General features: G+C 58.0%; 22 protein-coding genes. 4 read left to right on the top strand and 18 right to left on the bottom strand.

Translation table 11 applies throughout. The annotated features are described in order from the left end of the window. The first annotated feature begins 1 nt into the window (after position 1). The 3 genes from cobN (at position 2) to JQ848_RS11405 (ending at position 5,538) form a co-directional block, all read left to right on the top strand. On the top strand, positions 2-3,772 hold the full coding sequence (gene cobN, locus JQ848_RS11395; RefSeq protein ID WP_202210703.1) for a cobaltochelatase subunit CobN: 3,771 nt from the start codon (positions 2-4) through the stop codon (positions 3,770-3,772). 93 nt (positions 3,773-3,865) lie between these two features. After that, complete coding sequence (locus JQ848_RS11400) at positions 3,866-4,873, top strand: ATP-binding protein (protein ID WP_003445379.1); 1,008 nt, start codon at positions 3,866-3,868, stop codon at positions 4,871-4,873. Continuing rightward, complete coding sequence (locus JQ848_RS11405; protein WP_235972460.1) at positions 4,798-5,538, top strand: vWA domain-containing protein; 741 nt, start codon at positions 4,798-4,800, stop codon at positions 5,536-5,538. The genes JQ848_RS11400 and JQ848_RS11405 overlap by 76 nt, the downstream gene beginning before the upstream one ends. A gap of 62 nt (positions 5,539-5,600) precedes the next feature. Here the strand turns inward: JQ848_RS11405 and JQ848_RS11410 are convergent, their stop codons facing one another. Beyond that, positions 5,601-5,867, bottom strand: coding sequence for a hypothetical protein (locus tag JQ848_RS11410; RefSeq protein WP_003445381.1), 267 nt, complete (start codon positions 5,865-5,867; stop codon positions 5,601-5,603). Positions 5,868-6,214: 347 nt separating this feature from the next. On the opposite strand from JQ848_RS11410, the gene JQ848_RS11415 reads away from it, so the two are divergent. Beyond that, entirely contained in the window at positions 6,215-7,540 is a 1,326-nt protein-coding gene (locus JQ848_RS11415; RefSeq protein WP_202210704.1) for a sigma-54 dependent transcriptional regulator, read from the top strand. Positions 7,541-7,612: 72 nt separating this feature from the next. Here JQ848_RS11415 and JQ848_RS11420 read toward each other — a convergent pair whose 3' ends face one another. The 17 genes from JQ848_RS11420 to arnC all read right to left on the bottom strand — a co-directional run bounded on the left by JQ848_RS11420 (position 7,613) and on the right by arnC (position 24,281). Further along, positions 7,613-8,896 carry a transporter gene (locus JQ848_RS11420; protein ID WP_003445383.1) on the bottom strand — a complete coding sequence of 428 codons (1,284 nt, stop codon included), beginning with the start codon at positions 8,894-8,896 and terminating at the stop codon, positions 7,613-7,615. Positions 8,897-8,941: 45 nt separating this feature from the next. Next, positions 8,942-9,682 (bottom strand): hypothetical protein, encoded by a 741-nt coding sequence (locus tag JQ848_RS11425; protein WP_202210705.1) that lies wholly within the window; start codon positions 9,680-9,682, stop codon positions 8,942-8,944. A gap of 45 nt (positions 9,683-9,727) precedes the next feature. Continuing rightward, complete coding sequence (locus JQ848_RS11430; RefSeq protein ID WP_003445386.1) at positions 9,728-10,408, bottom strand: C39 family peptidase; 681 nt, start codon at positions 10,406-10,408, stop codon at positions 9,728-9,730. Positions 10,409-10,471: 63 nt separating this feature from the next. Continuing rightward, positions 10,472-11,458: a heme utilization protein gene (locus JQ848_RS11435; protein ID WP_202210706.1), complete on the bottom strand. Its 987-nt coding sequence runs from the start codon at positions 11,456-11,458 to the stop codon at positions 10,472-10,474. A 70-nt stretch (positions 11,459-11,528) separates the two neighbouring features. Then, complete coding sequence (locus tag JQ848_RS11440) at positions 11,529-12,101, bottom strand: adhesin (protein WP_202210707.1); 573 nt, start codon at positions 12,099-12,101, stop codon at positions 11,529-11,531. A gap of 4 nt (positions 12,102-12,105) precedes the next feature. After that, on the bottom strand, positions 12,106-12,546 hold the full coding sequence (locus JQ848_RS11445; protein WP_003445389.1) for a hypothetical protein: 441 nt from the start codon (positions 12,544-12,546) through the stop codon (positions 12,106-12,108). A 594-nt stretch (positions 12,547-13,140) separates the two neighbouring features. Continuing rightward, a complete protein-coding gene (locus JQ848_RS11450; protein WP_003445392.1) occupies positions 13,141-13,608 on the bottom strand; it encodes a tail fiber domain-containing protein in 468 nt (155 codons plus the stop codon). Between the two features lie 123 nt (positions 13,609-13,731). Further along, the gene (locus tag JQ848_RS11455) at positions 13,732-14,256 is read right to left on the bottom strand and encodes an AAA family ATPase (RefSeq protein WP_003445394.1); all 525 of its coding nucleotides are present in this window, start codon (positions 14,254-14,256) and stop codon (positions 13,732-13,734) included. Further along, positions 14,253-14,816, bottom strand: a complete 564-nt coding sequence (pnuC, locus tag JQ848_RS11460) for a nicotinamide riboside transporter PnuC (protein ID WP_003445396.1) — start codon at positions 14,814-14,816, stop codon at positions 14,253-14,255. Before pnuC ends, JQ848_RS11455 begins: the two co-directional genes overlap by 4 nt. Before the next feature lie 144 nt (positions 14,817-14,960). Further along, a complete protein-coding gene (locus tag JQ848_RS11465; protein ID WP_202210708.1) occupies positions 14,961-16,568 on the bottom strand; it encodes an ArnT family glycosyltransferase in 1,608 nt (535 codons plus the stop codon). A gap of 75 nt (positions 16,569-16,643) precedes the next feature. Then, entirely contained in the window at positions 16,644-18,008 is a 1,365-nt protein-coding gene (locus JQ848_RS11470; protein ID WP_003445400.1) for a UDP-glucose dehydrogenase family protein, read from the bottom strand. Then, positions 18,005-18,412: a 4-amino-4-deoxy-L-arabinose-phosphoundecaprenol flippase subunit ArnF gene (arnF, locus tag JQ848_RS11475; protein ID WP_003445402.1), complete on the bottom strand. Its 408-nt coding sequence runs from the start codon at positions 18,410-18,412 to the stop codon at positions 18,005-18,007. Before arnF ends, JQ848_RS11470 begins: the two co-directional genes overlap by 4 nt. After that, on the bottom strand, positions 18,409-18,753 hold the full coding sequence (gene arnE, locus JQ848_RS11480) for a 4-amino-4-deoxy-L-arabinose-phosphoundecaprenol flippase subunit ArnE (protein ID WP_003445404.1): 345 nt from the start codon (positions 18,751-18,753) through the stop codon (positions 18,409-18,411). Before arnE ends, arnF begins: the two co-directional genes overlap by 4 nt. Further along, on the bottom strand, positions 18,750-20,399 hold the full coding sequence (arnT, locus tag JQ848_RS11485) for a lipid IV(A) 4-amino-4-deoxy-L-arabinosyltransferase (protein ID WP_010656535.1): 1,650 nt from the start codon (positions 20,397-20,399) through the stop codon (positions 18,750-18,752). The genes arnE and arnT overlap by 4 nt, the downstream gene beginning before the upstream one ends. Then, positions 20,396-21,280: a 4-deoxy-4-formamido-L-arabinose-phosphoundecaprenol deformylase gene (gene arnD, locus JQ848_RS11490; RefSeq protein ID WP_003445409.1), complete on the bottom strand. Its 885-nt coding sequence runs from the start codon at positions 21,278-21,280 to the stop codon at positions 20,396-20,398. The genes arnT and arnD overlap by 4 nt, the downstream gene beginning before the upstream one ends. Beyond that, positions 21,280-23,271, bottom strand: coding sequence for a bifunctional UDP-4-amino-4-deoxy-L-arabinose formyltransferase/UDP-glucuronic acid oxidase ArnA (arnA, locus tag JQ848_RS11495; protein ID WP_029612633.1), 1,992 nt, complete (start codon positions 23,269-23,271; stop codon positions 21,280-21,282). The genes arnD and arnA overlap by 1 nt, the downstream gene beginning before the upstream one ends. Further along, on the bottom strand, positions 23,268-24,281 hold the full coding sequence (gene arnC, locus JQ848_RS11500) for an undecaprenyl-phosphate 4-deoxy-4-formamido-L-arabinose transferase (RefSeq protein ID WP_003445413.1): 1,014 nt from the start codon (positions 24,279-24,281) through the stop codon (positions 23,268-23,270). The genes arnA and arnC overlap by 4 nt, the downstream gene beginning before the upstream one ends. Between the last annotated feature and the right edge of the window lie 26 nt (positions 24,282-24,307).

The raw sequence follows: 24,307 nt of genomic DNA on the forward strand, positions 1-24,307 counted from the left end.
CATGCATTTGCTCAGGACCCAGCCTGGTGGCTTTGTATCGGACGACAACATTGCCGACCTCGGACAGACCCCCGCCGAGCTGGTGATCCTGTGCAGCGGTGATTCAAGCCTGGCACTGCTGGCGCAAGCCGCGCAGCAGTTGCCTGAAAATTATCCTGGCCTGCGTCTGGCAAACCCGATGCAGGTACAGAATCACGGCTCGGTCGACCTGTATTTCGATCAGGTGCTGCAACACGCCAAAGTGATCCTGCTGTCATTGCACGGCGGCATAGGTTACTGGCGCTACGGCATCGAGCGCTTGATGCAGCTGGCCGAACGTGGCGTCACCCTGATTCTGGTGCCGGGCGATGACCGTCCCGACCCGGAGCTCAGCGCACTGAGCACGGTGGCGGCCGGCGAGGGTGAGCGTCTGTGGCATTTTCTGCGCCAGGGCGGGTTGCACAATGCCTTGCAACTCTATCGTTGCCTGGCCACCCAGTGGCTGGGCCGCGACTATGGGTGGGATGAGCCGCAAACCTTGCCCCGTACCGCGATTTATCATCCGGCGCATTCCAGCCCGCAACTCAGTCACTGGCAGGCTGACTGGCAACCCGGGTATCCGGTAGCGGCGCTGCTGTTCTATCGCTCGCATTTGCAGGCGGCCAATACCGCGTTTGTCGATGTGTTCTGCCAGCGCATGCAGGCCGCAGGTCTCAATCCCTTGCCGGTTGCCGTGGCCAGTCTCAAGGAGCCGGGTTGCCTGGCAATGGTGGAGGACTGGCTGGATGAGGTTCAGGCCGCAGTCATTCTCAATACCACCGGTTTCGCTCAGTCGAGCCCCGAAGCCCCGCACCTGCGGCCGTTTCGGCGCAATATCCCGGTAATTCAGGCCATCTGCGCCCAGGACAACGAGCCCGGCTGGCGCGACAGCGAACAAGGCCTTGGCCCGCGAGACCTGGCGATGCACATTGCCTTGCCGGAACTGGACGGGCGAATCATCAGTCGCCCGATCAGTTTTAAAGACCTGGCCTGGCGCAGTGAGCGCAGCCAGTCGGATGTGGTGTGTTATCGCGCGCAACCGGAACGCATGGACTTTGTCGCGGAGCTGGCGCGGCGCTGGGTCGAATTGGCACGGGTGCCGAACCCGCAAAAGCGCATTGCGCTGATTCTGGCCAACTACCCGACCCGCGACGGTCGCATCGGCAATGGCGTGGGGCTGGACACACCGGCCGCCGCGCTGAATATCCTGCGAGCTTTGCAGCTCGAGGGGTATCCGCTGGATTGCCGGTTGCCCGAGACTGGCACTGCGCTGATTCAGGAGCTGCTCGGCGGGGTCAGTAATGACCCTGACAGCCTGGACCTGCGGCCCTGCATGCAAAGCCTGGCCCTGGAAAAGTACTGGACCATGTTCAATCGCTTGCCCGAGGCCAATCGCCAGGCAGTGATTGAGCGCTGGGGCATGCCGCAGACCGATCCAATGTTCCGTAGCGGACGGCTGATGGTCGCGGGTCTGCGTTTTGGCCTGACGTTTGTCGGGATTCAACCGGCCCGGGGCTATCAGGTGGATGCCAGCGCGGTGTATCACGACCCCGATCTGGTGCCGCCCCATGGCTATCTGGCGTTCTACTTCTGGTTGCGTAACACCTACGGCGCCCATGCCGTGGTCCATGTGGGCAAGCATGGCAACCTGGAGTGGCTACCGGGCAAAGGCGTCGGGCTGTCGGAACAGTGCTGGCCGGACGCAATTCTCGGCCCCATGCCCAACGTCTATCCGTTTATCGTCAATGATCCCGGGGAAGGCGCCCAGGCCAAGCGCCGGACCCAGGCGGTGATCATCGATCACTTGATGCCACCGCTGACCCGGGCTGAAACCTATGGTCCGTTGCGCGACCTGGAACTGCTGGCCGACGAATACTACGAAGCGCAGCTGCTTGATCCGCGCCGGGCCCGTGAATTGCAGCGTGACATCCTCAAGCTGGTGCGCGAAACCCGGATCGACCGCGAGTTGCAGCTGGACGAGAAACTCGACAGTGATGCCGATGCCGCGATCTGGTTGCCACGGCTGGATACCTATCTGTGCGACCTGAAGGAGTCACAGATCCGCGACGGCTTGCATATATTCGGCGAATCGCCGGCCGGGCGTTTACGTATCGACACGCTGCTGGCGCTGTTGCGCATCCCCCGTGGCGATGGCCGCGGGGCGCAATCCAGTGTGCTGCGGGCGTTGGCCAAAGCCTTTGAACTGGCGTTTGATCCGCTGGACTGTGCGCTGGCCGAACCCTGGACAGCACGCCAGCCTGCGGCGCTGGTGGCGGTCAGTGATGCGCTGTGGCGCACTGCCGGGGATACCCGCGAGCGTCTGGAACTGTATGCCGGGCAGCTGATTGAACAGGCATTGGCCGGCACTCTGCAATTGCCCGAAACCCCGCAATGGCTGGAAGTGCGGGGGATTTTCCAGGCCTTGCTGGAGATCGTGGCGCCGCGTCTGGATGCTTGCGGCCCGGCCGAGATGCAAGGCTTGCTGGATGCCCTGCATGGCCGCTTTGTGCCGGCGGGGCCCAGTGGTGCGCCGAGTCGCGGACGGCTGGATGTATTGCCCACCGGGCGTAATTTCTTTTCGGTGGATGTGCGCAACCTGCCAACCACCACCGCCTGGCGCATAGGTTTTCAGTCGGCCAATCTGATTCTGGAGCGTCACTTGCAGGACCACGGCGATCACTTGCGCCAGTTGGGCCTGTCCGTGTGGGGCACCGCAACCATGCGTACCGGCGGTGATGATATCGCCCAGGCCATGGCCCTGATGGGCGTGCGCCCGGTGTGGGCCACCGGCAGTCAGCGGGTGGATGATTTCGAAATCCTGCCGGTCAGCTTGCTGGACCGGCCGCGGGTCGACGTGACCTTGCGTGTGTCGGGCTTCTTCCGCGATGCCTTTGCCAATCTGATCCGCCTGTTCGATGCGGCGGTGCAAGCCGTGGCCGCACTGGACGAGCCGGATGATCTGAACCCGCTGGCTGCCAAAGTCCGCAGTGAACGTGAGCAACTGGTGCAGCAAGGGCTGGCACCCGAGCTGGCGGCGCGGCAAGCAGGCTGGCGCATATTCGGCGCCAAGCCCGGGGCCTATGGCGCCGGTGTACAAAACGCCATTGACGGTCGTTTGTGGCAGAGCCGCGATGATTTGGCGCAGGTGTATCTGAACTGGGGCGGTTACGCCTATGGTGCCGGTGATGAAGGCACCGGTGCCCGTGACCAGTTCGCCCGGCGCTTGAGTCAGGTGCAGGCAGTGGTACAAAACCAGGACAACCGTGAGCACGATGTGCTCGACTCCAACGACTACTACCAGTTCCAGGGCGGCATGCTCGCGGCGGTGGAGACCTTGAGCGGTGAAAAAGCCGCCAGTTATCACGGCGACCACAGTCAGCCGGACCTGCCGAAAATCCGCACCCTCAAGGAAGAGCTGAACCGGGTGATCCGGTCCCGTGCCGCCAATCCGAAGTGGATCGACGGGGTCAAGCGTCATGGCTACAAAGGCGCGTTCGAAATGGCCGCGACCCTGGATAACCTGTTTGCCTTTGACGCGACCACGCATCTTATCGATGACCATCAGTACGCGTTGCTGGCAGATGCCTATTTGCTCGACCCGGATACCCGTGAATTTGTTCAGCAGCACAACCCCCATGCCTTGCGCGATATGACCGAGCGCCTGCTCGAAGCCCAGCAGCGCGGGTTGTGGGAGGCGCCCGGGGACTACCGCGAGGCGCTGGAAAACCTGTTGCTGGATATCGAAGAAGATTGAGCTTGGCTCTACTGCAGTGCTCTTGGCACGGCCCCCGTTGCCGGCATCGCGAGCAAGCTTGCTCCTACAGACTTTACGCAAGGATTTGGATACATGACTGACACCCCGCATTTCCCGTTGTCGGCGGTGGTCGGCGCGGACTCACTCAAGCTTGCGCTGTGCTTGACGGCTATCGACCCGAAAATTGGCGGGGTGCTGATCGAGGGCCCCCGCGGCATGGCCAAATCCACCCTGGCCCGGGGCCTTGCCGACTTACTGGCAAGCGGTCAGTTCGTCACCTTGCCATTGGGCGCCACCGAGGAACGGCTGGTGGGCACGCTCGATCTGGACGCCGCGCTGGGGCAGGGCAAGGCGCAATTCTCCCCAGGAGTGCTGGCCAGGGCCGATGGCGGAGTGCTGTATGTCGATGAAGTGAACCTGCTGGCCGATCATCTGGTGGACGTACTGCTGGATGTGGCAGCCAGTGGCACCAATGTGGTCGAACGCGACGGTATTTCCCATCGGCACGCTGCGCGCTTTGTCTTGATTGGCACCATGAATCCGGAAGAGGGTGAGTTGCGCCCGCAATTGCTTGACCGCTTTGGCCTTAATGTGGCCATGAACAGTCAGCCGCAGCCTGCCGAGCGCGGCGAAATCATTAGGCGGCGCTTGAGTTTTGACCTGGATCCCCAAGGGTTTTGTGAGCAGTGGGCGGCTGCACAGGATGCGTTGCGTGAGCGTTGCCAGCAGGCTCGTGAACGGCTGCAGGGCATTGAGCTGGATGACCAGTCGCTGGCAGTGATCACCGCGCGCTGTTATGCGGCGGCGGTTGATGGCATGCGCGCGGATCTTGTCTGGCTGCGCGCGGCGCGGGCCCATGCCGCTTGGCGTGGGGCCGGGGTGATCAGTCTGGAGGATATTGATGCGGTGGCCGAGTTTGCCTTGCGCCATCGACGTCGCCAGCAGCCTGCTGAGGCGCCGACGCCACAACAGTCGCAACCGCAAGCGCAATCCGGCAGTGCCTCGTCCAGTACCGGCCAGGGCCAATGGGGCGAATTGCCTGCGCAGCCTCAGGCCATGGGTGGCCGGCGCGAAGTGCCGAGCTGGCCAAAAAAGCCTTAGGCATTCGCCCCCGATCCAGTGCGGGGGCGGATGCCAGACCCCGGGCAGGCAAACTGGGTGAGGGCAAACTGGGTGCCAGTCGCAGTGCAGCCGGCGGTACCGTGGACTGGGTGCAAACCCTGCTGCGCGGCCGCCCGCAACAGCGTACAGATCTGGCCTACAAGACCCGTCAGAGTGCAGCCCAAGAGCTGTGGCTGGTGGTGGTGGATGCTTCGTCTTCCACCCGTCGGCATCAGGCGCTGGGGGATGCCAAAGGGTTACTGGCCCAGGTGTTTGAGGATGCTTATCGGCAGCGGGTGCGGGTGGCGGTGATGACTGCCAGTGGCAGTGCGCCGCAATGGCAGGTCTGCGGCGCCAAAGCATCTGCGGCCTTGAACCAGTGGTTGCTGACGCTGGGGGCGGGGGGTGGAACGCCGTTGCTGGAAGCCCTGGCGGATGTTGCACAGTGGCTGAAAACCCGTCGCAAGCAGTTTGCAGAAGAACAACAACGTTTTTTATTGCTCACCGACGGTCGTCTCAAAGACGGTCCGGCTCTGCCCGCCATTGAATGTCCGGGGTTGTTGATCGATATGGAACGGGGGCCGATTCGACTTGGCAAGTCACGGCGGATGGCGGCTGATCTGGCTCTTGAATACACACATATCGATGAGTTGAAACAACTGTAGGAGCGAGCTTGCTCGCGAGCTTTCAAGCGCTCGCGAGCAAGCTCGCTCCTACCGGTTCGGGATCAGGCCGGCATTACCCAGGGTTGCAAGGTGTAGCCTTCGCTGCTCAGTTCGGCACGGGCTTGTGCCAGCAGGCTTGCAAGTTGGGCGGCGTCAGCACAGGCGCTGCGCGGGATTTGTTTGCGACCGATACGGGTGTTGGTGCGGTCAATGACCGTCAGGCTCAATTCGCCATGACCGTCTTGTGCAGCCCAGGCAACACATTGAAAAGGTTCAAAGGCGTGGCCGGCAATCAAAAGTGCTTCGTTGAAACGGAGCGGGGCGTTCATAGGGTTGTCTCTCTGGTGTGCCCATCAAGTGATTAACCGTCGGCTGGGCTTACCGTTCGGTTGGTTACTTGTACTGATGACCTCAGACCCGCCTCAGGTCACACACTTTCATGACTTTTTTAAAAGTATTTTTAAAAGCCTGATGCAGATCAATTTTTAACCCCCTGAAAACCTCTGCCGCCGCTTTTCGATGGCCCCGTACGCCTTTGTGCTCAAGTGCGTATTTGGCGATGAGGGTTATAGGGAATTGATCCAAGTGGCGGGCACAGTTTTGTCATACGTTACACCTACCTTAAAACCCTGCCTGTTCTCATCCCATTTATGCTTTTTGGCGTCAAGGAACAGTCATGCTTGTGATGTCCTCCCCGCGACGCCTTTTAGTTGTAGATCCCTGTGACGATTGCCACGCACTGCTGCCGGGGTTGCGTACCATTGGTTGGGCAGTGGACAGCTGTAGCCTTGAGTCGGTCAGCAGCCATTCATGTGATGTCGGATTGTTCCGGCTCCAGCCATTTCATCTAGAGCACCCCGAAGCCGTCAAAGACATGATCAGTCGCAGCGGTACCGAGTGGATCGCCGTACTCAGTGCTGACGTATTGAAGCTGAAAAACGCAGGCGATTTTGTTTGCGAATGGTTTTTTGACTTCCATACGCTTCCCTTCGATGTTTCGCGGGTCCAGGTCACCATTGGCCGTGCATTCGGTATGGCCCGTTTACGTGGTCACGCCACCACTCACGCCAATAATCCAGGGCACGAGTTACTGGGCCAAAGCCGGGTCATTCATGACTTGCGAAAACTGCTGGGCAAATTGGCACCTACCGAATCGCCCATATTGATCCGTGGCGAAAGCGGCACGGGAAAGGAACTGGTCGCCCGTACTCTGCATCGAGAGTCCCAGCGCAACGGCAAGCCCTTTGTGGCGATAAATTGTGGCGCCATCCCTGAGCACTTGATTCAGTCAGAGCTGTTCGGCCACGAGAAGGGCTCCTTTACCGGTGCGCATCAGCGCAAGATCGGGCGCATTGAAACAGCCAATGGAGGCACCCTGTTTCTGGATGAAATCGGTGACCTGCCGCTGGAGTTGCAAGCCAACTTGTTGCGTTTTTTGCAGGAGAAGCACATTGAGCGGGTAGGGGGCAGCCAAGCGATTCCTGTTGATGTGCGGGTACTGGCGGCAACCCACGTCGATCTTGAGACTGCCATTGTCGAGGGCCGGTTTCGTGAAGATCTGTACTACAGGCTTAACGTATTACAGGTTGTCACCGCCCCTTTACGGGACCGTACGGGTGATCTGGCGTTGCTGGCCAATCATTTTGCGCATCTCTACAGCCTGGAGACCGGGCGTCGCCCGCGTACCTTCAGTGATGATGCATTGTTTGCCATGGGGATTCATTTCTGGCCCGGCAATATTCGCGAGTTGGCCAACCGTGTGCGACGTGGTCTGGTATTGGCTGAAGGTCGTCAGATCGAGGCCACTGATCTGGGCCTGGAATCGTATCTACCAGTGATAGAGGTATCGGGCACGCTGGAGGATTACAAAAGCCGTGCCGAACGTCAGGCGCTGCACGATGTGTTGCATCGACACAGTAATAACTTGAGTGTTGCGGCCAAAGTGCTGGGTGTGTCGCGCCCTACGTTTTACCGGTTACTGCACAAGCATCAAATCCGCTAGGGCAGTATCAAAAGAAAAGACCCGCAGCCTGTATCTGCTGCGGGTCTTTTTTCGTGCGGGCCCGGGGGCAGCCTAGAAGTAGTACGGGAATTTCAGACTGAAGGTGAAGTCAGGAGCATCCTCTGTCAGGCCTATGGACAGATTGGGCACGATGGTCAGCTTGTCGGTTGCAGCAATGGTCATACCGACGTTGAAGTAGCCTGCGTTGGCATCGCTGGTGGCGACGGTTTGCCAATCACCACCATCCTGTTTGAGCTTGCTCTTTTTCTGAATCAGGTCTGACACGGAGAACGACATGCTCATTTTTTCGTTCAGGGCAAATGCCACACCGGCACCCAGCTGGAAGCTGTCGCCCAGTTTGACCTTGCCAGGCTGAGACAGGCCGACTGTCGAACTGATGTCGTCGAATGAGCCTTCAAGGTTATGGGTGTAAGACAGCGTTCCGAACAGCACGGCGGGATCGAAGGTTTTGACCAGAGAGATGCCGGGGCTGATCGACCACACGCCATTGCCGGTGGGCAAGTCTTCCGGAGTGAAAATGTTGGTGTTGGCCCCGGACTGGATCAGTTTGATGCCGAACGGATCTTTGCCGGTCGGCGCTTTCACCCGCACGGTAAAGACGGCATCCGGGGTGTTGGCCGACTCGTCGAGGAACTTGTAGGCCACACCAACGTTGACGTCGCCAATGGTCGGGTCGCGGGTGACGGTCTGCTCGGAGGTCGCTTGAGCATCACCGCCATTGGCCCCCCCTGACTGATAAGCCGATTCGCGATAAACCACGGGGACGTTAATGTCGAACTGCCAGCGGTTGTCGAAGTTGTATCGACCGGTAAGGTCCAGAGTCCAGGTGTCAGCCTTGATGCGATCCAGGTTGAGATTGCCCAGGAATATTGAGTCCAGGGCCAAAAAACCATTGAGAATCAACTGCCGGGTATCGTAATGGGAGTAAGTGAGTCCGGATTCAAAACTGAACTTGCCACCGCCAAAAAAGCCACTGGCTTCGTCGTAAAGGTTGACCACACTTTTGGCGGGTGCGGAATCATCTTTCAGTGACTCTCCGTAAGAACTTCCGCCTGCTGCACTGCTACCGGTCGTGGCCACTTTCTGGTTGCCGGTCAAGTCTGCAGGCGACTTGGCCAATCGTTTAGGAACCGGTGTTGTCGGTTGATCTTCTACTTGTCGTACACGCTGTTCGAGTACGGCCAAGGCCTTTTGTTGTAGATCGTAACGCTGACGGAGCTCCAATAATTCTTGTTTTAATTGCTCTACATCAACATCAGGGGCTGCATAAAGCAGGGCTGATGGAAACAGAGTGCTTATGCATACAACTGCGCGAAAGGTAAACAATCGGTGCATGAAATAAGCCGTCCAGTGGTTCTAATTGTAAGGGGGGAGCCTAGTTCAATATCCCAAGTTGCGCAGGCCTATTAATTGATTAATATTACAATTTGAAGCGGCGGTGGTCTGACTATTAGCGCCCATGACGACATTAAGTTGCGTCATATTCGTAATCGCATTACCAGCGCCTAATAGAGTTGTGCTCTGTAACACACCACCTTGAGCGATTTGTTGCAATGAGGCGCCTTGATTATTATTGGCCTCAATTGCCATTTGAATACCGCCCCCCGAGGCCGATACCGTCAAATTACCTGCACCGCTGGCGACTGAGACGGAATTATTTGCCGTTAATAATGTGCCTTGCTGATTAACCGCCGGTGCTTGACCGGCATGGGAGATAGTGATGTCAACATTGTTGTAGGCGCTGTTATTGTCGCCGGCGGCCCTTACGCTTTGTGTGACCCCCTGTCCCGTACTCAGCCCTGCGCCCCCCGTGACGATGCCGGTACCCTTGGCCGCTGGCGTACCGTTCCCTGCAGCGCTGTAGGTCGATACATAAAACTGTGGCTTGACCGTATTTTGCAGTTGCATTGACGTGGTTGCACCGACCACATCCCCTTTGCTGCTGACCCAGGTACTGCTCATGACGATCCCGAAGCTGATGATCCGGCCGGGCATGACAAAACGCCCACGCAATTCAGCCATTTCATTGTCTTTGAGCTCCACAGGTTTGAATATCGAGGCTGCGTGGGCTGGCAGGCTGAGGGCAAGACAGGCGGCTATCAGCCAATAGGGCGTTTTCATGTGCTGCTCCAGGAGCGGGCGGCTCCATAGTCATCTTTGGCGCACTTAAAAAAAGTCGCTCTGGATAAACCCGAAATCCATTAGCTCTGCATCCTTGACCGGACTGAACATATCGAGCTTGTTCTTGACGGTCAGTGGGGCAGGGGGACTCAGCAAAGCGTTGGTCTTGTCGTAACCGGGGCCAATAATGGCGAATACAATGCCATTCCAGCCTTTGGCGAAGTCTTCATGTGAGAAGCGTTTATGTCCCAGCACCGGGTCGGCGATATACACCCAATCTTTTTGTGCACGCTGCATGACTACAAAATGCTTGTAACCTCGAATTTCCAGCAGGACGACGACAGGAATATTGACGCTTTCCAGGCTTTGCGCCGGGATCCGGTAACCCCTTGCCCGCATGCCGATACTTTCGAGATAACGCTTCATGTCGAGCATTGAGAACCCCTGGGTACGTACCAGTTTTTGATCCGCATTGATCAACATGCCTTTAATGATTTCGTCTTCATTGACGTCCATCCAGTAGGCCTGCCGCAGCACAGTTGCCAGAGCTGCTGCGCCACAACTGAAGTCGGTTTTTTGCTCAACAATGTCTGCAAAGCGACGCTCGCGAATACTCTGTACATGCTTGAAAACCAGATTGCCGCCGGGCATGGCCGCAACCGGCATCTGCGCGGCCTGTGTGATGCCGGCCATACAGAGCAACAGCAAGAGAGAGGTCGTGCGCATGATGGATACGCCTTGAAAATTGAAACAAGGGCCTCGGGATCGAGGCCCTTGTGAAGGCCCCGGTTACATGCAGGCGCGGCAGCCTGCTGCGATTGACAGCGAGTTGCTTTGTTGGTTACCCACACCCGAGGACACGTTGGCGCCACCGTTACCCGAGAAGTTGTTCATCGAATTGGTCATCGATGCGTGATTGATTGTCGGGCTGGTCCAGCCGCTTGGAGTCAGCACTTGATAAGTCGCCACGCCACTGAGGCTGAAAGTGCCTTCTTCATGAAACCTGAGCGGTTGTGGACCGTTGTTGCCGCCCCCGTTACCGCCCTGAACACTACTGTTGTGATTACCGCCACCACCGCCACTGTTGCCCCCGACAGTACCTTGACCCTGGCCATGATAAGCGCCGTGCAGATTGATACTGGCCGTCAGGTTTTTGGTGTCGTATGTCTGAACGGCCTTATTAGACACGTTCAGGCTGGTAGAGGTTTGATCTGCCGAGGCTGCCGCAACCGCAACCCGACCGCCTGAAACGGCAATTGCCAGGTTGTTTTTCTGCTGGTTGAAACTGCCTGTGGTGACGTTGACACCGACATTGCCGGAGCCATTGTTGGCCGAATTGTTAAGGTTTGAGACATTCACCGCGGAGTAGTTTCTAACGGTGTTGCCATAGTTGCCCTGATCAGCCGTCGTCGCGGCCACTGCACTGCCAAAAATGAAGCTTTGATCAGCAGTTGCCAGCGCCGCCGCATTATCCTGCTGGTTGCCATCGCCTGCCGCGACGTTGGCGCCCATGTTACCGCTGGAGTTGTTGATCGAGCCGTTCACATTGGCGAGGTTGTGTGTGCCCTGGTTGAGTGCCTTGTTGTTTGCACTGGTTTGACCATCCTGGACCATGGCCGCTGCACCTGCGCTTAATTGCAGCTGGGTCAGCAACTGATCATTGTTGTTATTGTTTCCACCGCCATTGCCATTTCCGCCTCCGCCCGCCTGGGCAGCAACAGCCATAAGTGCAGCAATAGCGAAAACCAGCGGTTTAAGAGCCATTACAGGTTTCATGGTGATTCTCCGTGCTTTATTAGTTGAGTTACGTGTTGGCACTTTCTAATTGCACTGCGTTGTAATCGGGTCAGTCGGCAACCCGGACGTTCAGGGTGTTAGCCATGCGGTTCCCCACCCCTGCACTCTGGTTTAACTGCACGACCCCGCGGCTGCCGGTGAAGGCCTGGTCGCTGGTAACGACCTGGCGGCTGCCACTTACGGGGAGTACGGTTCCGGAGCCTGGTAACAGCGCCACGTTTTGCTGTGACAAAGCGCTGTCATCGATGCCTTGTGGCTGGGCACTAATGCCGATCCGCACTGCATTGATCATTTGATTGTTGGCACCGGAGGTTTGGTTGACCCCCAGCACACCGCTGCCATTACTGAATGAGTTGCCCTGTATCGCGGCCTTGGCATTGAGCGAAGGGTCGGCCGCAGTGTTGAGTTTCTGACTGATCCGGGTTGAGGCAAGGCCCTGGGTGCCGATGGCAATTGCCCGGCTATTTACCTGCTGCTGTTGATCGCCCGCAGCCTGGTTTACCGTAATGTTGCCGCGGTAGCTGAGGCCGGAATTGTTGATTTCGGCGTTGTTATCGGAGGCTGCGTGAACCTGAGCACTGGCAAGCAGCACAGCAACCAGCAAGGGCAGGGGAATGTTCATGATGTTATTTCCCCTGACTCAGAGCGGTGAGCGGGCTCATGCCCTGCTCGATGCTTCGATTGATGGTGTTGCTGATCGAACCGCCGCTGCCACCACCATGACCGCTGGCCATACCTGGCAGGCCATTGGCTGTATTCAAACCTGGCAGAGCGTTGCCGTTGGGCATCATCGAGTGGGTAATTGAGGCACCGCTGCTGACACTGGCGAAATCACCATCACTGAGCTCACTGGAAGCACTGGTGATACGCACTGCGGGGTTCGCGTTTACAGTCGTGGGGTTAGGGTCCGGATGCATGGCCGGGTTGCCGACTGCAAAAGGTTGAACATCGCGGGTAAGTACAATCACGCCATTACCACCTGCTTGAGCAGTGCTGTAGATACCGAACAGAACAGTCAGGCTGCACGCTGTCAGCAGGCGGTGTTTGCCACGATATATATTCCCCATGATTGTGTTCCTTCTTTATTGGAGCTGGCCCTGGTCGGCGCTACGGAGGGAAGAGCAGTAGTTGTGCCACTTTAAATTAAGTGATTAAAAACAAGCGCTCACAGAGCGTGATGAATCCGTGCATGGCGTCGATGTTTCAAACATGAGACAGCGCGAGGCTATTATTGCGGAGGGAAACAAGGGATTTACGTTGAACTTGATACGAGAGGGGGTGTTTCAGAAACGTTACATTTATTCAGGATATTTTAGGGTGCCGCCAATAATCGGCTTGCAGGCTAACTCGGTGTTTCATGAATGGACATATTGGCGGCTCGAAGCGCTAACTTTTCCAGTGCCCATTGCAAACTCCCGGTGTCCTGATTAACAGACTGGAGATTGCTGAATAAGTTGCCTTGGCTTGGAGGATTTATTAATTGAGCACTACCCAGGCTGGCAATCAGTCGCTGTTCAAACAAGCCAATATCGTCTGCTGCGCATTTTTAATTCGATTCACAAACAGGGTGGCTTTTTATGAGCTTTCGTACATATGTAAGCCATGCTGGGTGCAGACCACCGACCAGAAGGGGGGGAGGCAGCGGTCATGCACCCGGCTATTTACTTGGCTTGGGCTTTTTCCAGGGTTTCAATGCGCTGGTTCAGTTCGCGGATCGATTCGATCAGTGGAGCCACCAGTTTGTCGTAGTCGACCTGCATCAAACCATCCTTGGTGCGTGTCAGCTGTGGATACACCTTGGCCACTTCCTGGGCGATAACCCCGATGTCCTTGCGCCCGCCATCTTTCCATTCGAAGGTGACGCCCTGAATCTTCAGCAGATTCTCGGTAGCCGATGTCAGCGGCACGACTTTGGTTTTCAGGCTTTCATCGCTGAACGGGCAGCACTCGGCGCCAATGTCGCCGGGGCCGCCAAACGGAGGGCAGCCAGGGCCGGTCGGGTTGCTTGGTGAGCATTGGCTGCTATTGGCCAACGGTGCAGGACGGCTGTCAGCTTGAGCCAGGGCGTTGGCCGCAAAGGCCAGGGACATGGCGCCAAAGACACCCGAGACAAAGAATATTGATTTCATTATTTTCCTTGAGGTTGAGATAGCCCGTCGTCAAATGTTTGACGACTGGCCTCAAGGTAAAACTTCCAGTTGTTACTGGATCTAGGAATGCTCTGAATTTGTTAAGAGTTTTCCTAAAAATTCTTATTGCGCCAGCAAGTGTTCAACCGCGGCACAAGCTTGTTGCTGACGGGCCTGCCAGTCACCTCTGATGATTTGCAGGGGTTGATGGTGGTGCTCCAGCCACTGAAGGCTGGCAGCGAAAAACCTTTGGCGTTCAGCCAGAGATGGTTGGCAACGCTGGCCGTCGGGTATCCATTCCACATCGTCGGGTGACAGCAGCAAGTGCAGGTCGTAATGCCGGCTGAGAAGTTCGGGTTCAAGCCATGCCGGGCAGTCGCCAAACAGGGTCTGGCTCCACAGGATGTTGCTCAACAAATGGGTGTCCAGAATCAGCAGTTCTGGCTGTTGGGCACGGGCTTGATCCTCCCATTGCAGTTGACCTGCAGCAATCGCCGGAATATCGGCCAGGCAGGTGTCCCGGGGGTTTTGCTCGATAAAATAACGAACGTATTCGCCCACCAGTACGCCGCCAAATCGCTGCTGCAAGAGCGCCGCCAGCCAGCTTTTGCCACTCGACTCCGGCCCCGCCAGTACGACCACCTTCATGTGCGCAGCGCCGGATCGCGGCGCCAGTCACGCCAGCCCTGAATGGCAATAACCGTGAACAGTGCATACAGGCCTGCTGTCAGGTACAGCTCTTGCCAGGCAAAGAACAGGATGTAGAGCACGTCGATGACAAACCACAGGGCCCAGCATTGCAGGCGCTTTTGTGCCATCCACAATTGCGCGACCAGGCTGAATGCGGTCAGCGCTGCATCTTGCCAAGGGACGCCGGAGTCAGTCCAGCGGGCCATTGCCGCGCCCAGAACCAGACTGCCAACAGCGCCGGCGCTGAGGCCCGCGAGGACTTGCAAAGGGCTTAACCGGGTAACCACACGGCCCTCGTGCTGTGTCCCGGCGCGGGTCCACTGCCACCAGCCATAAACTTGCAGCAGGGCGAAGAAGACTTGCAGGAGCATGCCCGAGTACAGCTTCATGCCGAAGAATATCCAGCTATACAGCAGCACCATCACCAGGCCGATGGGCCAGCACCAGGGGTTTTGTTTGACTGTTAACCAGACGGCGATGACGCCAAGCGCGGCGGCAAACAGTTCGAGCCCTGACATTGGCATTTCCGGGATGAGTGAAGAAGGGCGGGGATTGTACCTGCAGGCAGGTGGCAGCTCTAGCAGGATTCACATCGTCGCTGATGAGGACCGAAGGCTGCGCAAAGCGATCGCAGCCTTGGTGCCTCGTCAGCGACTACAGGTTCAAGGGATGTGCAGCAACACGTAGTCATTCTTGTCGAAGCGACCACTCAACGCCGGTACTACATTGCCCAAGGCTGTGCCTTGCAGCCCCTGATAATCCTTGCGGTCCATAACGATCCATACCGGGGCTGGCAGGGCCTCCAGCTCGGCGTCGGCCTGGGTGAACAGCGGCAGCAGGTCGCGATTGACATTGACCATGAACTTGATGGCCTTGGCGTCTTTGCCCATGCCGTGCAGTACTAGCGGGGCAGGCTCGCGGTCGATCATGCGCATGGCGTTTTCGGTAAAGTTACGGGTGTCATACTGTTCGCGCTCCACCGGTTCGAACACCATGATGAAGCAGGCCCACAACGCCAGAACGGCGCATGCCGCCAAACCGCCCGTTCGCCATTGCGCCTTGAACAGCAGGGCCAGCGCCGCCACTTGCAGCACGCCCAGCACCATAAAGATCGCAGTCAATGAAGGCAGCTGGTCGTCAAAGCGTTTGCGCACAATGCTCAGGCCCACCATCAACAACGCGGGCAATAGCAGGAAAAGCCCCTGAATCAAACCGCGCAGCCCGGCATAGACCCGTCCCTGCAAACCTTGAAACGGATACGCCGCAATGATCGCCGCCATCGGCAACATGGGCAGCAAGTAACGGGCTTTTTTCGCCTGCGGGATCGACAGCCCGATCATTACGATCAAGCCGGCGCCCACGCAGTATTTGACCAGTTGCAGCCCCGGGCCCGATTGCTTGCGCCCGACGATCAGGGTCGCCACCAGTACCAGCACCGCCAGCGGGTACGCCAGTGCGTAGTTGCCCATGGAACTGGTGAAGTAATACAGGGTGCTGCTCGCACCTTCCGTACCGTCCATGCGGCCAGTCACTTGCATGCGGATCACTTCATGGACGAAGGCCTCACCGCCGCTGATCCAGGCCAGCAACAACAGGGTACCTATGCACGCAGCCAGCAGAACCAGCGCTTGCAGGCCAACGCTGATCAGCCGGCGCCATTGACCGCTGAGCAGGTAGTAACTGCAGAGCATGCCGGTGGGAATGACCAGGCCAATCGGGCCGCGTATGGCAAACCCCAGTACCAGCAGAAGCAGTAGCCAGTGATGCCGGCGCGGTGCAGAAAAATGGTCGTGTGCATAGGCCAGATAAAACGCTGCCAGGCTGACGGCTGCAAGCATTTGATCCAGGGAGACGGCACGGGTTTCGGTGACAAAGGTCATGCTCAGCAGCAACAGCGCCACACTGACCAGCGCCCAGGTCCTGGACTGCGGCGCGACCAGGCGATACATCAAAGTAACAATCAGCGCACCGGCAATGGCTGTGGGCAGCCATGCGGTGAGGCTGGTCACCTGTCCAGACGGCAAGGACAATAACCAGGTGAACAGAGTCGAAGTGGCGCTGTAGTCAGCATATGGCTGGCCGTAGGTGGTCGGGAAAAAGCCCGGGCCGTGACGCAGCATTTCCTTGGCAAACATTACAAAGCGCGAATCAAAACCGATCGCCGCCAGTTGCGGTTCACCCAAGATGAACAGCACCAGTGCCAGTGCGCCTAAAATCAATGACTGACGGTGCAGTGCACGTAAACTGCTGGAAGAATAATTGGCCTGCATCTCGAGTTTCCCTGCCTCAAAACAGTACAAAAAAAAAGCGCCGCCATTGTTGCCAATGGCGGCGCTGTCATTTCATCAAACGGTCGTTGAACCTTGGGACACTGGCAAGTTGCAGGACTCGCCACGCCCCATCGGGTAGTACTGCAACCCTGCACGCGCCAGACGCTCGCCGTCATACAGGTTGCGTCCGTCGAAGATCACCGGGGTTTTGAGGCGGGCCTTGATCAGATCAAAGTCCGGCGCCTTGAATTGTTGCCACTCGGTACACACGATCAGTGCGTCGGCTCCGTTGAGGGTCGATTCCGGAGTCCCCATCAGGCTCAGGCGCGGTTCGTCACCGTACAAACGCTGGGTTTCCTGCATGGCTTCAGGGTCGAATGCGCGAACGTCGGCGCCGGCATCCCACAGTGCCTGCATCAATACGCGGCTCGGTGCATCGCGCATGTCGTCGGTATTGGGTTTGAACGCCAGGCCCCACAGGGCGAAGGTTTTACCTTTCAGATCACCTTTGAAGAACCCATTGATGCGATCGAACAGCTTGTGCTTCTGGCGTTCGTTGATGGCTTCAACCGCCTGCAGCAGGTCGCTGGAGCAATTGACTTGCTGGGCGCTGTGGATCAGCGCGCGCATGTCTTTGGGGAAGCACGAGCCGCCATAGCCGCAGCCAGGGTAAATAAAGTGGTAGCCGATGCGGGTATCGGCACCGATGCCCAGGCGTACTGCTTCAATGTCGGCCCCCAGGTGCTCTGCCAGTTCGGCAATCTGGTTGATAAAGCTGATCTTGGTGGCGAGCATGCAGTTGGCGGCGTATTTGGTCAGCTCGGCGCTGCGCAGGTCCATGAAAATAATACGGTCATGGTTGCGGTTGAACGGGGCGTAAAGGTCGCGCATCACTTCGCGCACTTCTTCTCGGGCGCAGCCGATGATGATGCGATCCGGACGGCGGCAGTCAGTCACTGCCGAGCCTTCCTTGAGGAATTCGGGGTTGGACACGACGTCGAATTGCAACGAGCGCCCGGTCTGGCTCAGCGCTTTATTGATATGGATCGTCAGGGCGTCGCCGGTGCCTACTGGAACGGTGGATTTTTCTACCAGGATCAACGGTTCAACGCGATGGCGGGCGACTGCGTCTCCGACCGAGAATACTGCGCCCAGGTCTGCCGAACCGTCTTCGCTGGGCGGGGTGCCCACGGCGATAAACAGCACCTGGCCGTGCTCAACCGCGAGTTTCTCATCGCTGGTAAATCGCAGGCGCTTGCTTTCAAGGTTATCCCGCACGAGGCTGGAGAGTCCCGGTTCAAAAATACTGACATGACCTTGTTGCAGCAGTTCGACCTTCTTCTGGTCGATGTCCATGCAGATCACATCGTGGCCGACTTCCGCCAATACCGTCGCCTGCACCAGGCCTACATAACCACTACCAAATACACTGATTTTCATGCGCAGTTCCTGGAACTTGGGGTACGTCGAGAGTTGATCGTTAGTACCCCCAGAATGACCAAGGTCACACCAAGGGTTTTCGAAAGGGTGAAGCTTTCATGGAACACCGGCAGGCTGGCGGCCAGCAGGTACACCAGGGCGTAACTGATGCTTAGCAGCGAATAGGCGCGGCCCAGGGGCAAGTCCCGCAGGGCCAGCAGCCAGCAGAGCATCGATAGCGCGTAGGCCATGATGGCCGCAAAAACCACACCCAGCGCCGGCACTGATACCTCCCCCTGACTGATCGCGCTCAGCCATTGAGCAGGTTCCGGCAGGCGGGTCATGCTCCAGCGCATGCCCAGCTGGGCCGTACTGACCAGCAATACGCTGGCCGAGGCAAAGACAAATCCACGGCGCAGGCTCATGTGTGCTGTCCTAACAGGACCACACCGGCAATTACCAGCCCTACACCTATCCAGTGACGCCGATCGATGTGTTCTTTGAACAGATAGCGGGCTACCAGGGTGATCAGCACAAAATTCAGGCTGAGCATCGGGTAGGCAACCCCGACTTCAAGCCGTTGCAGTACCAGCAGCCATACCAGCAAACCGAAGCCCAGGCACAGCAGTGCCAGCCACAGCCAGGGCGATTGCAGCTTTTGCGCAACCCCGGACTCGGGGCCGCGCCAGCTTTCGACTGCGTATTTTTGGGCAATCTGGCCTGCGCAGGTCAGCAGGCAGGCCAGCAACAGAAGTGCAAATGTCATTGGGCGCTCTGCGGGAAGATCAGAATCACCATGTTGCCGTCGTCATAACGCTGGCCATCTTCAGGCAGCATGTCCATTTCATGGCTTTCATCGCTGTCCTTGACCCGCATTACCACGCCCACCGGACCCTGGCGTCGCGCTTCAGTCATCCACGGGCCAATGTCGGCCAACGCAATGCTTTTGCCTTTGGCATCGTCATAGGTCAGGCCGTATTTGACTTCACCCTGGGTGTTGTACAGCGTCACATCGGGGCGGCGCAGGCGCCAGGACAAGGCAGAGGCTGCCCCCAGATCGTTGCTGAGCAAGGTTTTGGCCTGGGACAGCTCCTGGACATGCTCAAGAATGAACTGATCGGGCATTTTGTTGTGCACAACGCTGCTGGGCATGCTGGCTGGTAACGCAAGCACCAGAACCCCCATAGCCAGGGCAGGCGCCGCCCACATCTTCAGCGGCCGGGAAAGTGTCAGCAGGCCGGTGACGATCCACGTCAGCAGCACGCCGACCAGCAACGCCATGTGTTGCGGCTCGTTGTCATAGAACGGTTTCTTGATCTGGAAGTAGATCAGGGCCGCCAGTCCCGCACTGCCCACCAGCAAGTTGACCAGGCCGTTAAAGCGCAAGGCACCGGTTTTGGCCTGTTCTACCCGCTGGATCATCCCGTGGCCAAGCAACAGAGCCAGCGGCAACATGCAGGGCATGATGTAGGTCGGTAACTTGCCTTTGCTCAGACTGAACAAGGCCAGCGGCAGCAGAAACCATAGCGACACGAAAACTACGCTGGCATGGCGCTTGTTCTGCCACGCATCCTTGAACGTAACGGGCAACAGGGCTGCCCAGGGCAGGCTGGAAACCACCAGCAGCGGCAGATAGAACCACCACGGGCGCCCGTGCTGGGCATCGTCACCGGCAAAACGGCGAATATGCTCGTGCCAAAAGAAGAAGCGCCAGTAGTCAGGCTCCTGGGCGTGAACGGCGAGGACCCAGGGCAGCGATACAAGGGCCGCAACCAGCATGGCCACCAGACCGTATTTGACCAGCTCGACAAAGCGCTTTTGCCAGATCATGTAGGGCAGGGCAATCAACACCGGCAACAGCAGGGCCAGAAAGCCTTTGGTCATAAAGCCCATGCCACAGGCAAAACCCAGTACAGCCCAACTGATCAGGCGATCGCGCCGGGTGCTGCTGTCAACCGCAAACCACAACGCGACCAGACTCAAGTTAACCCACAGAGTGAACTGCGGGTCGAGGTTCGAGTAACCCGCCTGGCCGGCGATCAGGCCGAATGTCATGTAGACCAGGGCGCAGGCAAAGCTCTTGCGCGGGTCATTCCACAAACGGCGGGCCACGACATAGGCCAGAAACACACTGAGGCCGGTGGCAACGGCGGAGGCTATGCGCACGCCGAACAGGTTTTCGCCAAAAATGGCCTGGCCTATGGCGATCATCCAGTAGCCGGCAATCGGCTTCTCGAAGTAACGCAAGTCCATGAAGTGCGGGGTGATCCAGTTGCCGTCGACCAGAATTTGCTGGCCGATTTGCGCGTAGCGTGTTTCGTCCGGGATCCACAAACCGTGGGTGCCCAGCGGCAACAGATAAAACGCGATAAAAGCCAGAACCAGAAGCGGTATCGTCCAGCGCTGAGTCATGGTTTCTGCACTCCCAGCCAGCCTTCACGCCCGTCCAGTACGCCCCGGCTCAATTGTCCGGCTGCAATACTGTCGGGATCGGCGGGCAGCAAATCCCGCAAGGGCTGGAAATGAATGTCACGGGTACGGGCCTGCGCCAGTAATTGACGGAAGTCGTTAGCCATCAGAATCCCTTCTACTTCAGCGTGGATAGTGTACGCATTCAGCTTTTGTGGGCTGAAGCGATCAAGAATGTATGAATTGAAGTCGGCGGCACTCAGCTCTGGCCCGACCACTTCATCGAAAGTGGGTAGATCCACAGGGATTTGCGGCGCGCCCAGGCTGCCGTCGGCCAACCTTGGCCGAAACAGACTGTGCCCGCGGCAATCACTGTTGTAACGAAAGCCAAAGGTTTCCTTGGCCTGGACTACGCGCTCGTCTGCACGCCAGCCGGCGGCGGCCGAACATTCGACCGCCTGGCCGGTAATGTCGCTCAAGGTGTCGACGCCGCGCCGGATCTGCTCGATCAGTTGCGCCTCGCTCCAGCGCCCGGTGTTGGCTTGCCAGCCATGGTGATCCCAGGCATGCAAGCCGACCTCATGGCCCGCAGCCAGGGTCTGGCGCATTAAATGCCCCAGATCCTTGCCGATGGGCTTTCCTGGCCAGGCAGTGCCGGCCAGCAAAATATCCCAGCCATAGAGGCTGGCGGCCTTGGAACGCATCATCTTCCAGAAAAACTGGGGCTTGATCAGCCGCCATAAATGGCGGCCCATATTGTCAGGCCCCACGCTGAAAAAAAACGTGGCCTTGATCTGGGCTTCATCGAGCAGTTCGAGCAACCGCGGAACCCCTTCTCGGGTTCCACGGTAGGTATCGACATCTATGCGCAGTCCAGCTTGCATTAGCGTTTTTCCGCGATTTCAACCATGGCTTCACGCAGGAAGAAATCCAGGGTCTTGCCAATGGTTTCGCTGAGTTCGGTCGTCGGGGTCCAGTCGATCAGGCGACGGGCGTTCTCGACGCTTGGCTTGCGGTGGCTCACGTCCTGATAGCCGGTGCCGTAGAACGACTGGCTTTCAACATCGCGGAAACCGGCAAATGGCGGGAAGTTGTCACGCAGCGGATGCGCTTCGAACTGACGCAGCAACTCTTCACCCAGTTCACGGATACTGGCTTCGTTTTCCGGGTTGCCAATGTTGATGATCTGGCCGTCGCACTTGCCGCCTTTGTTGTCGATGATGCGCGCCAGAGCTTCGATACCATCGGCCACGTCGGTGAAGCAGCGTTTTTGTTCGCCGCCGTCTACCAGACGAATCGGGGTGCCTTCCACGAGGTGCAGGATCAGCTGAGTGATAGCGCGCGAGCTGCCAACCCGTGCCGAGTCCAGACGGTCGAGACGCGGGCCCATCCAGTTAAATGGACGGAACAGGGTGAACTTCAGGCCTTTCTGGCCGTAGGCCCAGATCACGCGGTCCAGCAGTTGCTTGGAGACCGAGTAGATCCAGCGCTGTTTGTTGATCGGGCCAACAATCAGGTTGGACGTGTCTTCGTCGAAGTTCTTGTCCTGGCACATGCCATACACTTCGGACGTGGACGGGAAGATCACACGCTTGTTGTATTTGACGCAGTAGCGCACCAGCTTGAGGTTTTCCTCGAAGTCCAGTTCGAATACACGCAACGGGTTGCGGGTGTATTCGATTGGCGTGGCGATGGCCACCAGCGGCAGAACCACGTCGCATTTTTTGATGTGGTACTCGATCCACTCAGTGTGGATGCTGATATCACCTTCCACAAAGTGGAAGTTCGGGTGGCTGCGCAGACGCTCAATGGCGTCAGAACCGATATCCAGACCGTAAACTTCGTACTGGTCGTCCTGCAGCAGGCGCTCGGACAGGTGGTTACCGATAAAGCCGTTAACCCCCAGGATCAGGACGCGGGTACGGCGGGCCTTGCGACCCGACTCGCTACCGCGCAGACGCGAACCTTCTACCAGACCCAGTTCCCGGGCCAGTTGCGGGCCGCTCAGGTACAGGCCGTTTTCATTGCGCTGACCGGCAGTCACTACCAGAGAGTCCTGACCACATGCGATGCGCAGCGGATCGCAACTGATGACCTGGCCCGGTGCGTGGCCCTGGTTACCGGCAACCACTTCGGCGCCCCAGACGATCAGTTTGTGCTCGCCCACTGCACAGAAGGCCCCCGGATAAGGTTGAGTAACAGCCCGAACCAGATTGAACAGCTCTTCTGCAGGGCGTGCCCACTGCAGCAGGCCATCAGCTGGTGTGCGACGACCAAAGTAGGTGGCTTTGGATTCGTCTTGCGGGGTTTCCTTGAGCTTGCCCTGGGGCAGCAGCGGCAGGGCTTCGGCCAGCAACTGGGCAGCGGTTTCGCGCAATTTTCCGTGCAGGGTCAGTGCGGTGTCGGTGCGTTCGATGCTGATCCGTTGTTGCGCCAGAATGTCGCCTGCGTCGGCTCGTTTGACCATACGGTGCAGGGTCACGCCGGTTTCGGTTTCGCCCTTGACCAGTACCCAGTTCGCCGGAGCGCGGCCGCGGTAGCGCGGGAGCAACGAGCCGTGCAGGTTGAAAGCACCCTGGCTGACGCTGGCCAGCAACTCTTCGCCCAACAGGTTGCGGTAGTAAAACGAGAAAATGTAGTCGGCGTTCAGCTTGCGGATACGTTCGATCCACAGCGGATGGTTGGCGTCTTCCGGTGCATGTACCGGAATGCCTTTGCGGGCACACAGCTGAGCGACCGAACCATAAAAGTTATTTTCTTTCGGGTCATCGGCATGGGTAAACACAGCAGCAATTTCGTAGCCTGCATTGAGCAAGGCTTCAATGCCTGTGCAGCCAATATCGTGATAGGCGAAAACAACGGCTTTCAAACTCATGATTGAACCTGTGTCGAAGTTGAAGAAGTCGGGGTGCAAGTTGAAACGGTAGAAGTTGCAGGTTCGGCGCGAACGATTTTTTCAATGAAAAACCGTGGCCGGGCCCGCACATCGCTGTACATGCGGCCCAGGTATTCGCCCAGTAGCCCCATGCCGATAAATTGGCCGCCGGTAAACACGAACAGCACCGCAAACAGTACGAAGGTGCCGTGTCCGGCCCATGAGGCGCCGAAGATCAGACGCAGCATGATCAAGGCAATGGCGAAGAGCACGCCCAGTACCGCCATGCTGAAACCGATGATGCTCAGCAGACGCAAAGGTGTGGTGGTCATGCAGGTGATCAGGTCGAACATCAGGTTGATCAGGCGCATGGGGCTGTACTTGGAATCACCGTGTTCGCGCTCGGCATGTTCGACCAGCACTTCAGTGGTGTGCCGGGCAAAACTGTTGGCGAGAATCGGGATAAACGTACTGCGTTCGCGACAGGCGAGCATGGCCTCAACGATGGAGCGGCGATAGCAGCGCAGCATGCAGCCGTAATCGCTCATGGCAACACCTGTCGAGCGTTGCACGGCCAGGTTGATCAGCCGTGACGGCCAGCGGCGCCAGGCGGAGTCCTGCCGATTGTTGCGCACTGTGCCGACCACGTCGTAGCCCAGGGCTGCCTGGGCGACCAGGCGCGGGATTTCTTCCGGCGGATTTTGCAGGTCGGCGTCCAGAGTGATGACAACATCGCCTTTGGAATGCTCGAAGCCCGCCATGATCGCAGCATGTTGCCCATAGTTACGATTGAGAATTACCGCAACTACCGGGCTGCCTTCGCGTGCAGCCGCGTCCTCGAGGATTTGCGCCGATTGATCCCGGCTGCCGTCATCGACCAGAACGATTTCATAGGCCTGCGTCAACTGTGCACAGGCTGCTTCAGTACGGCGCAATAGCTCAGGAAGACTCTGCTCTTCGTTGTAGACCGGTATGACGATCGACACGCACTGGATAGGGTAGGGTTTCAAATTATTCGTTCCAGTCAGTTTCAATG

This window comes from Pseudomonas paraversuta (assembly GCF_904067025.1).
GTDB lineage: Bacteria > Pseudomonadota > Gammaproteobacteria > Pseudomonadales > Pseudomonadaceae > Aquipseudomonas > Aquipseudomonas paraversuta.

Excerpts from the sequence above, each read along its gene's own strand:
- JQ848_RS11470 (WP_003445400.1), bottom strand. The coding sequence starts at position 18,008 with ATGAAAATCAGTGTATTTGGTAGTGGTTATGTAGGCCTGGTGCAGGCG.
- JQ848_RS11400 (WP_003445379.1), top strand. The coding sequence starts at position 3,866 with ATGACTGACACCCCGCATTTCCCGTTGTCGGCGGTGGTCGGCGCGGAC.
- arnF (WP_003445402.1), bottom strand. The coding sequence starts at position 18,412 with ATGAGCCTGCGCCGTGGATTTGTCTTTGCCTCGGCCAGCGTATTGCTG.
- JQ848_RS11410 (WP_003445381.1), bottom strand. The coding sequence starts at position 5,867 with ATGAACGCCCCGCTCCGTTTCAACGAAGCACTTTTGATTGCCGGCCAC.
- cobN (WP_202210703.1), top strand. The coding sequence starts at position 2 with ATGCATTTGCTCAGGACCCAGCCTGGTGGCTTTGTATCGGACGACAAC.
- arnD (WP_003445409.1), bottom strand. The coding sequence starts at position 21,280 with ATGCAAGCTGGACTGCGCATAGATGTCGATACCTACCGTGGAACCCGA.
- JQ848_RS11445 (WP_003445389.1), bottom strand. The coding sequence starts at position 12,546 with ATGGGGAATATATATCGTGGCAAACACCGCCTGCTGACAGCGTGCAGC.
- arnA (WP_029612633.1), bottom strand. The coding sequence starts at position 23,271 with ATGAGTTTGAAAGCCGTTGTTTTCGCCTATCACGATATTGGCTGCACA.
- pnuC (WP_003445396.1), bottom strand. The coding sequence starts at position 14,816 with ATGTCAGGGCTCGAACTGTTTGCCGCCGCGCTTGGCGTCATCGCCGTC.
- JQ848_RS11440 (WP_202210707.1), bottom strand. The coding sequence starts at position 12,101 with ATGAACATTCCCCTGCCCTTGCTGGTTGCTGTGCTGCTTGCCAGTGCT.
- JQ848_RS11425 (WP_202210705.1), bottom strand. The coding sequence starts at position 9,682 with ATGAAAACGCCCTATTGGCTGATAGCCGCCTGTCTTGCCCTCAGCCTG.
- JQ848_RS11430 (WP_003445386.1), bottom strand. The coding sequence starts at position 10,408 with ATGCGCACGACCTCTCTCTTGCTGTTGCTCTGTATGGCCGGCATCACA.
- JQ848_RS11455 (WP_003445394.1), bottom strand. The coding sequence starts at position 14,256 with ATGAAGGTGGTCGTACTGGCGGGGCCGGAGTCGAGTGGCAAAAGCTGG.
- arnT (WP_010656535.1), bottom strand. The coding sequence starts at position 20,399 with ATGACTCAGCGCTGGACGATACCGCTTCTGGTTCTGGCTTTTATCGCG.
- JQ848_RS11420 (WP_003445383.1), bottom strand. The coding sequence starts at position 8,896 with ATGCACCGATTGTTTACCTTTCGCGCAGTTGTATGCATAAGCACTCTG.
- JQ848_RS11450 (WP_003445392.1), bottom strand. The coding sequence starts at position 13,608 with ATGAAATCAATATTCTTTGTCTCGGGTGTCTTTGGCGCCATGTCCCTG.
- JQ848_RS11465 (WP_202210708.1), bottom strand. The coding sequence starts at position 16,568 with ATGCAGGCCAATTATTCTTCCAGCAGTTTACGTGCACTGCACCGTCAG.
- arnE (WP_003445404.1), bottom strand. The coding sequence starts at position 18,753 with ATGACATTTGCACTTCTGTTGCTGGCCTGCCTGCTGACCTGCGCAGGC.
- JQ848_RS11405 (WP_235972460.1), top strand. The coding sequence starts at position 4,798 with ATGGGGCGAATTGCCTGCGCAGCCTCAGGCCATGGGTGGCCGGCGCGA.
- JQ848_RS11415 (WP_202210704.1), top strand. The coding sequence starts at position 6,215 with ATGCTTGTGATGTCCTCCCCGCGACGCCTTTTAGTTGTAGATCCCTGT.
- JQ848_RS11435 (WP_202210706.1), bottom strand. The coding sequence starts at position 11,458 with ATGAAACCTGTAATGGCTCTTAAACCGCTGGTTTTCGCTATTGCTGCA.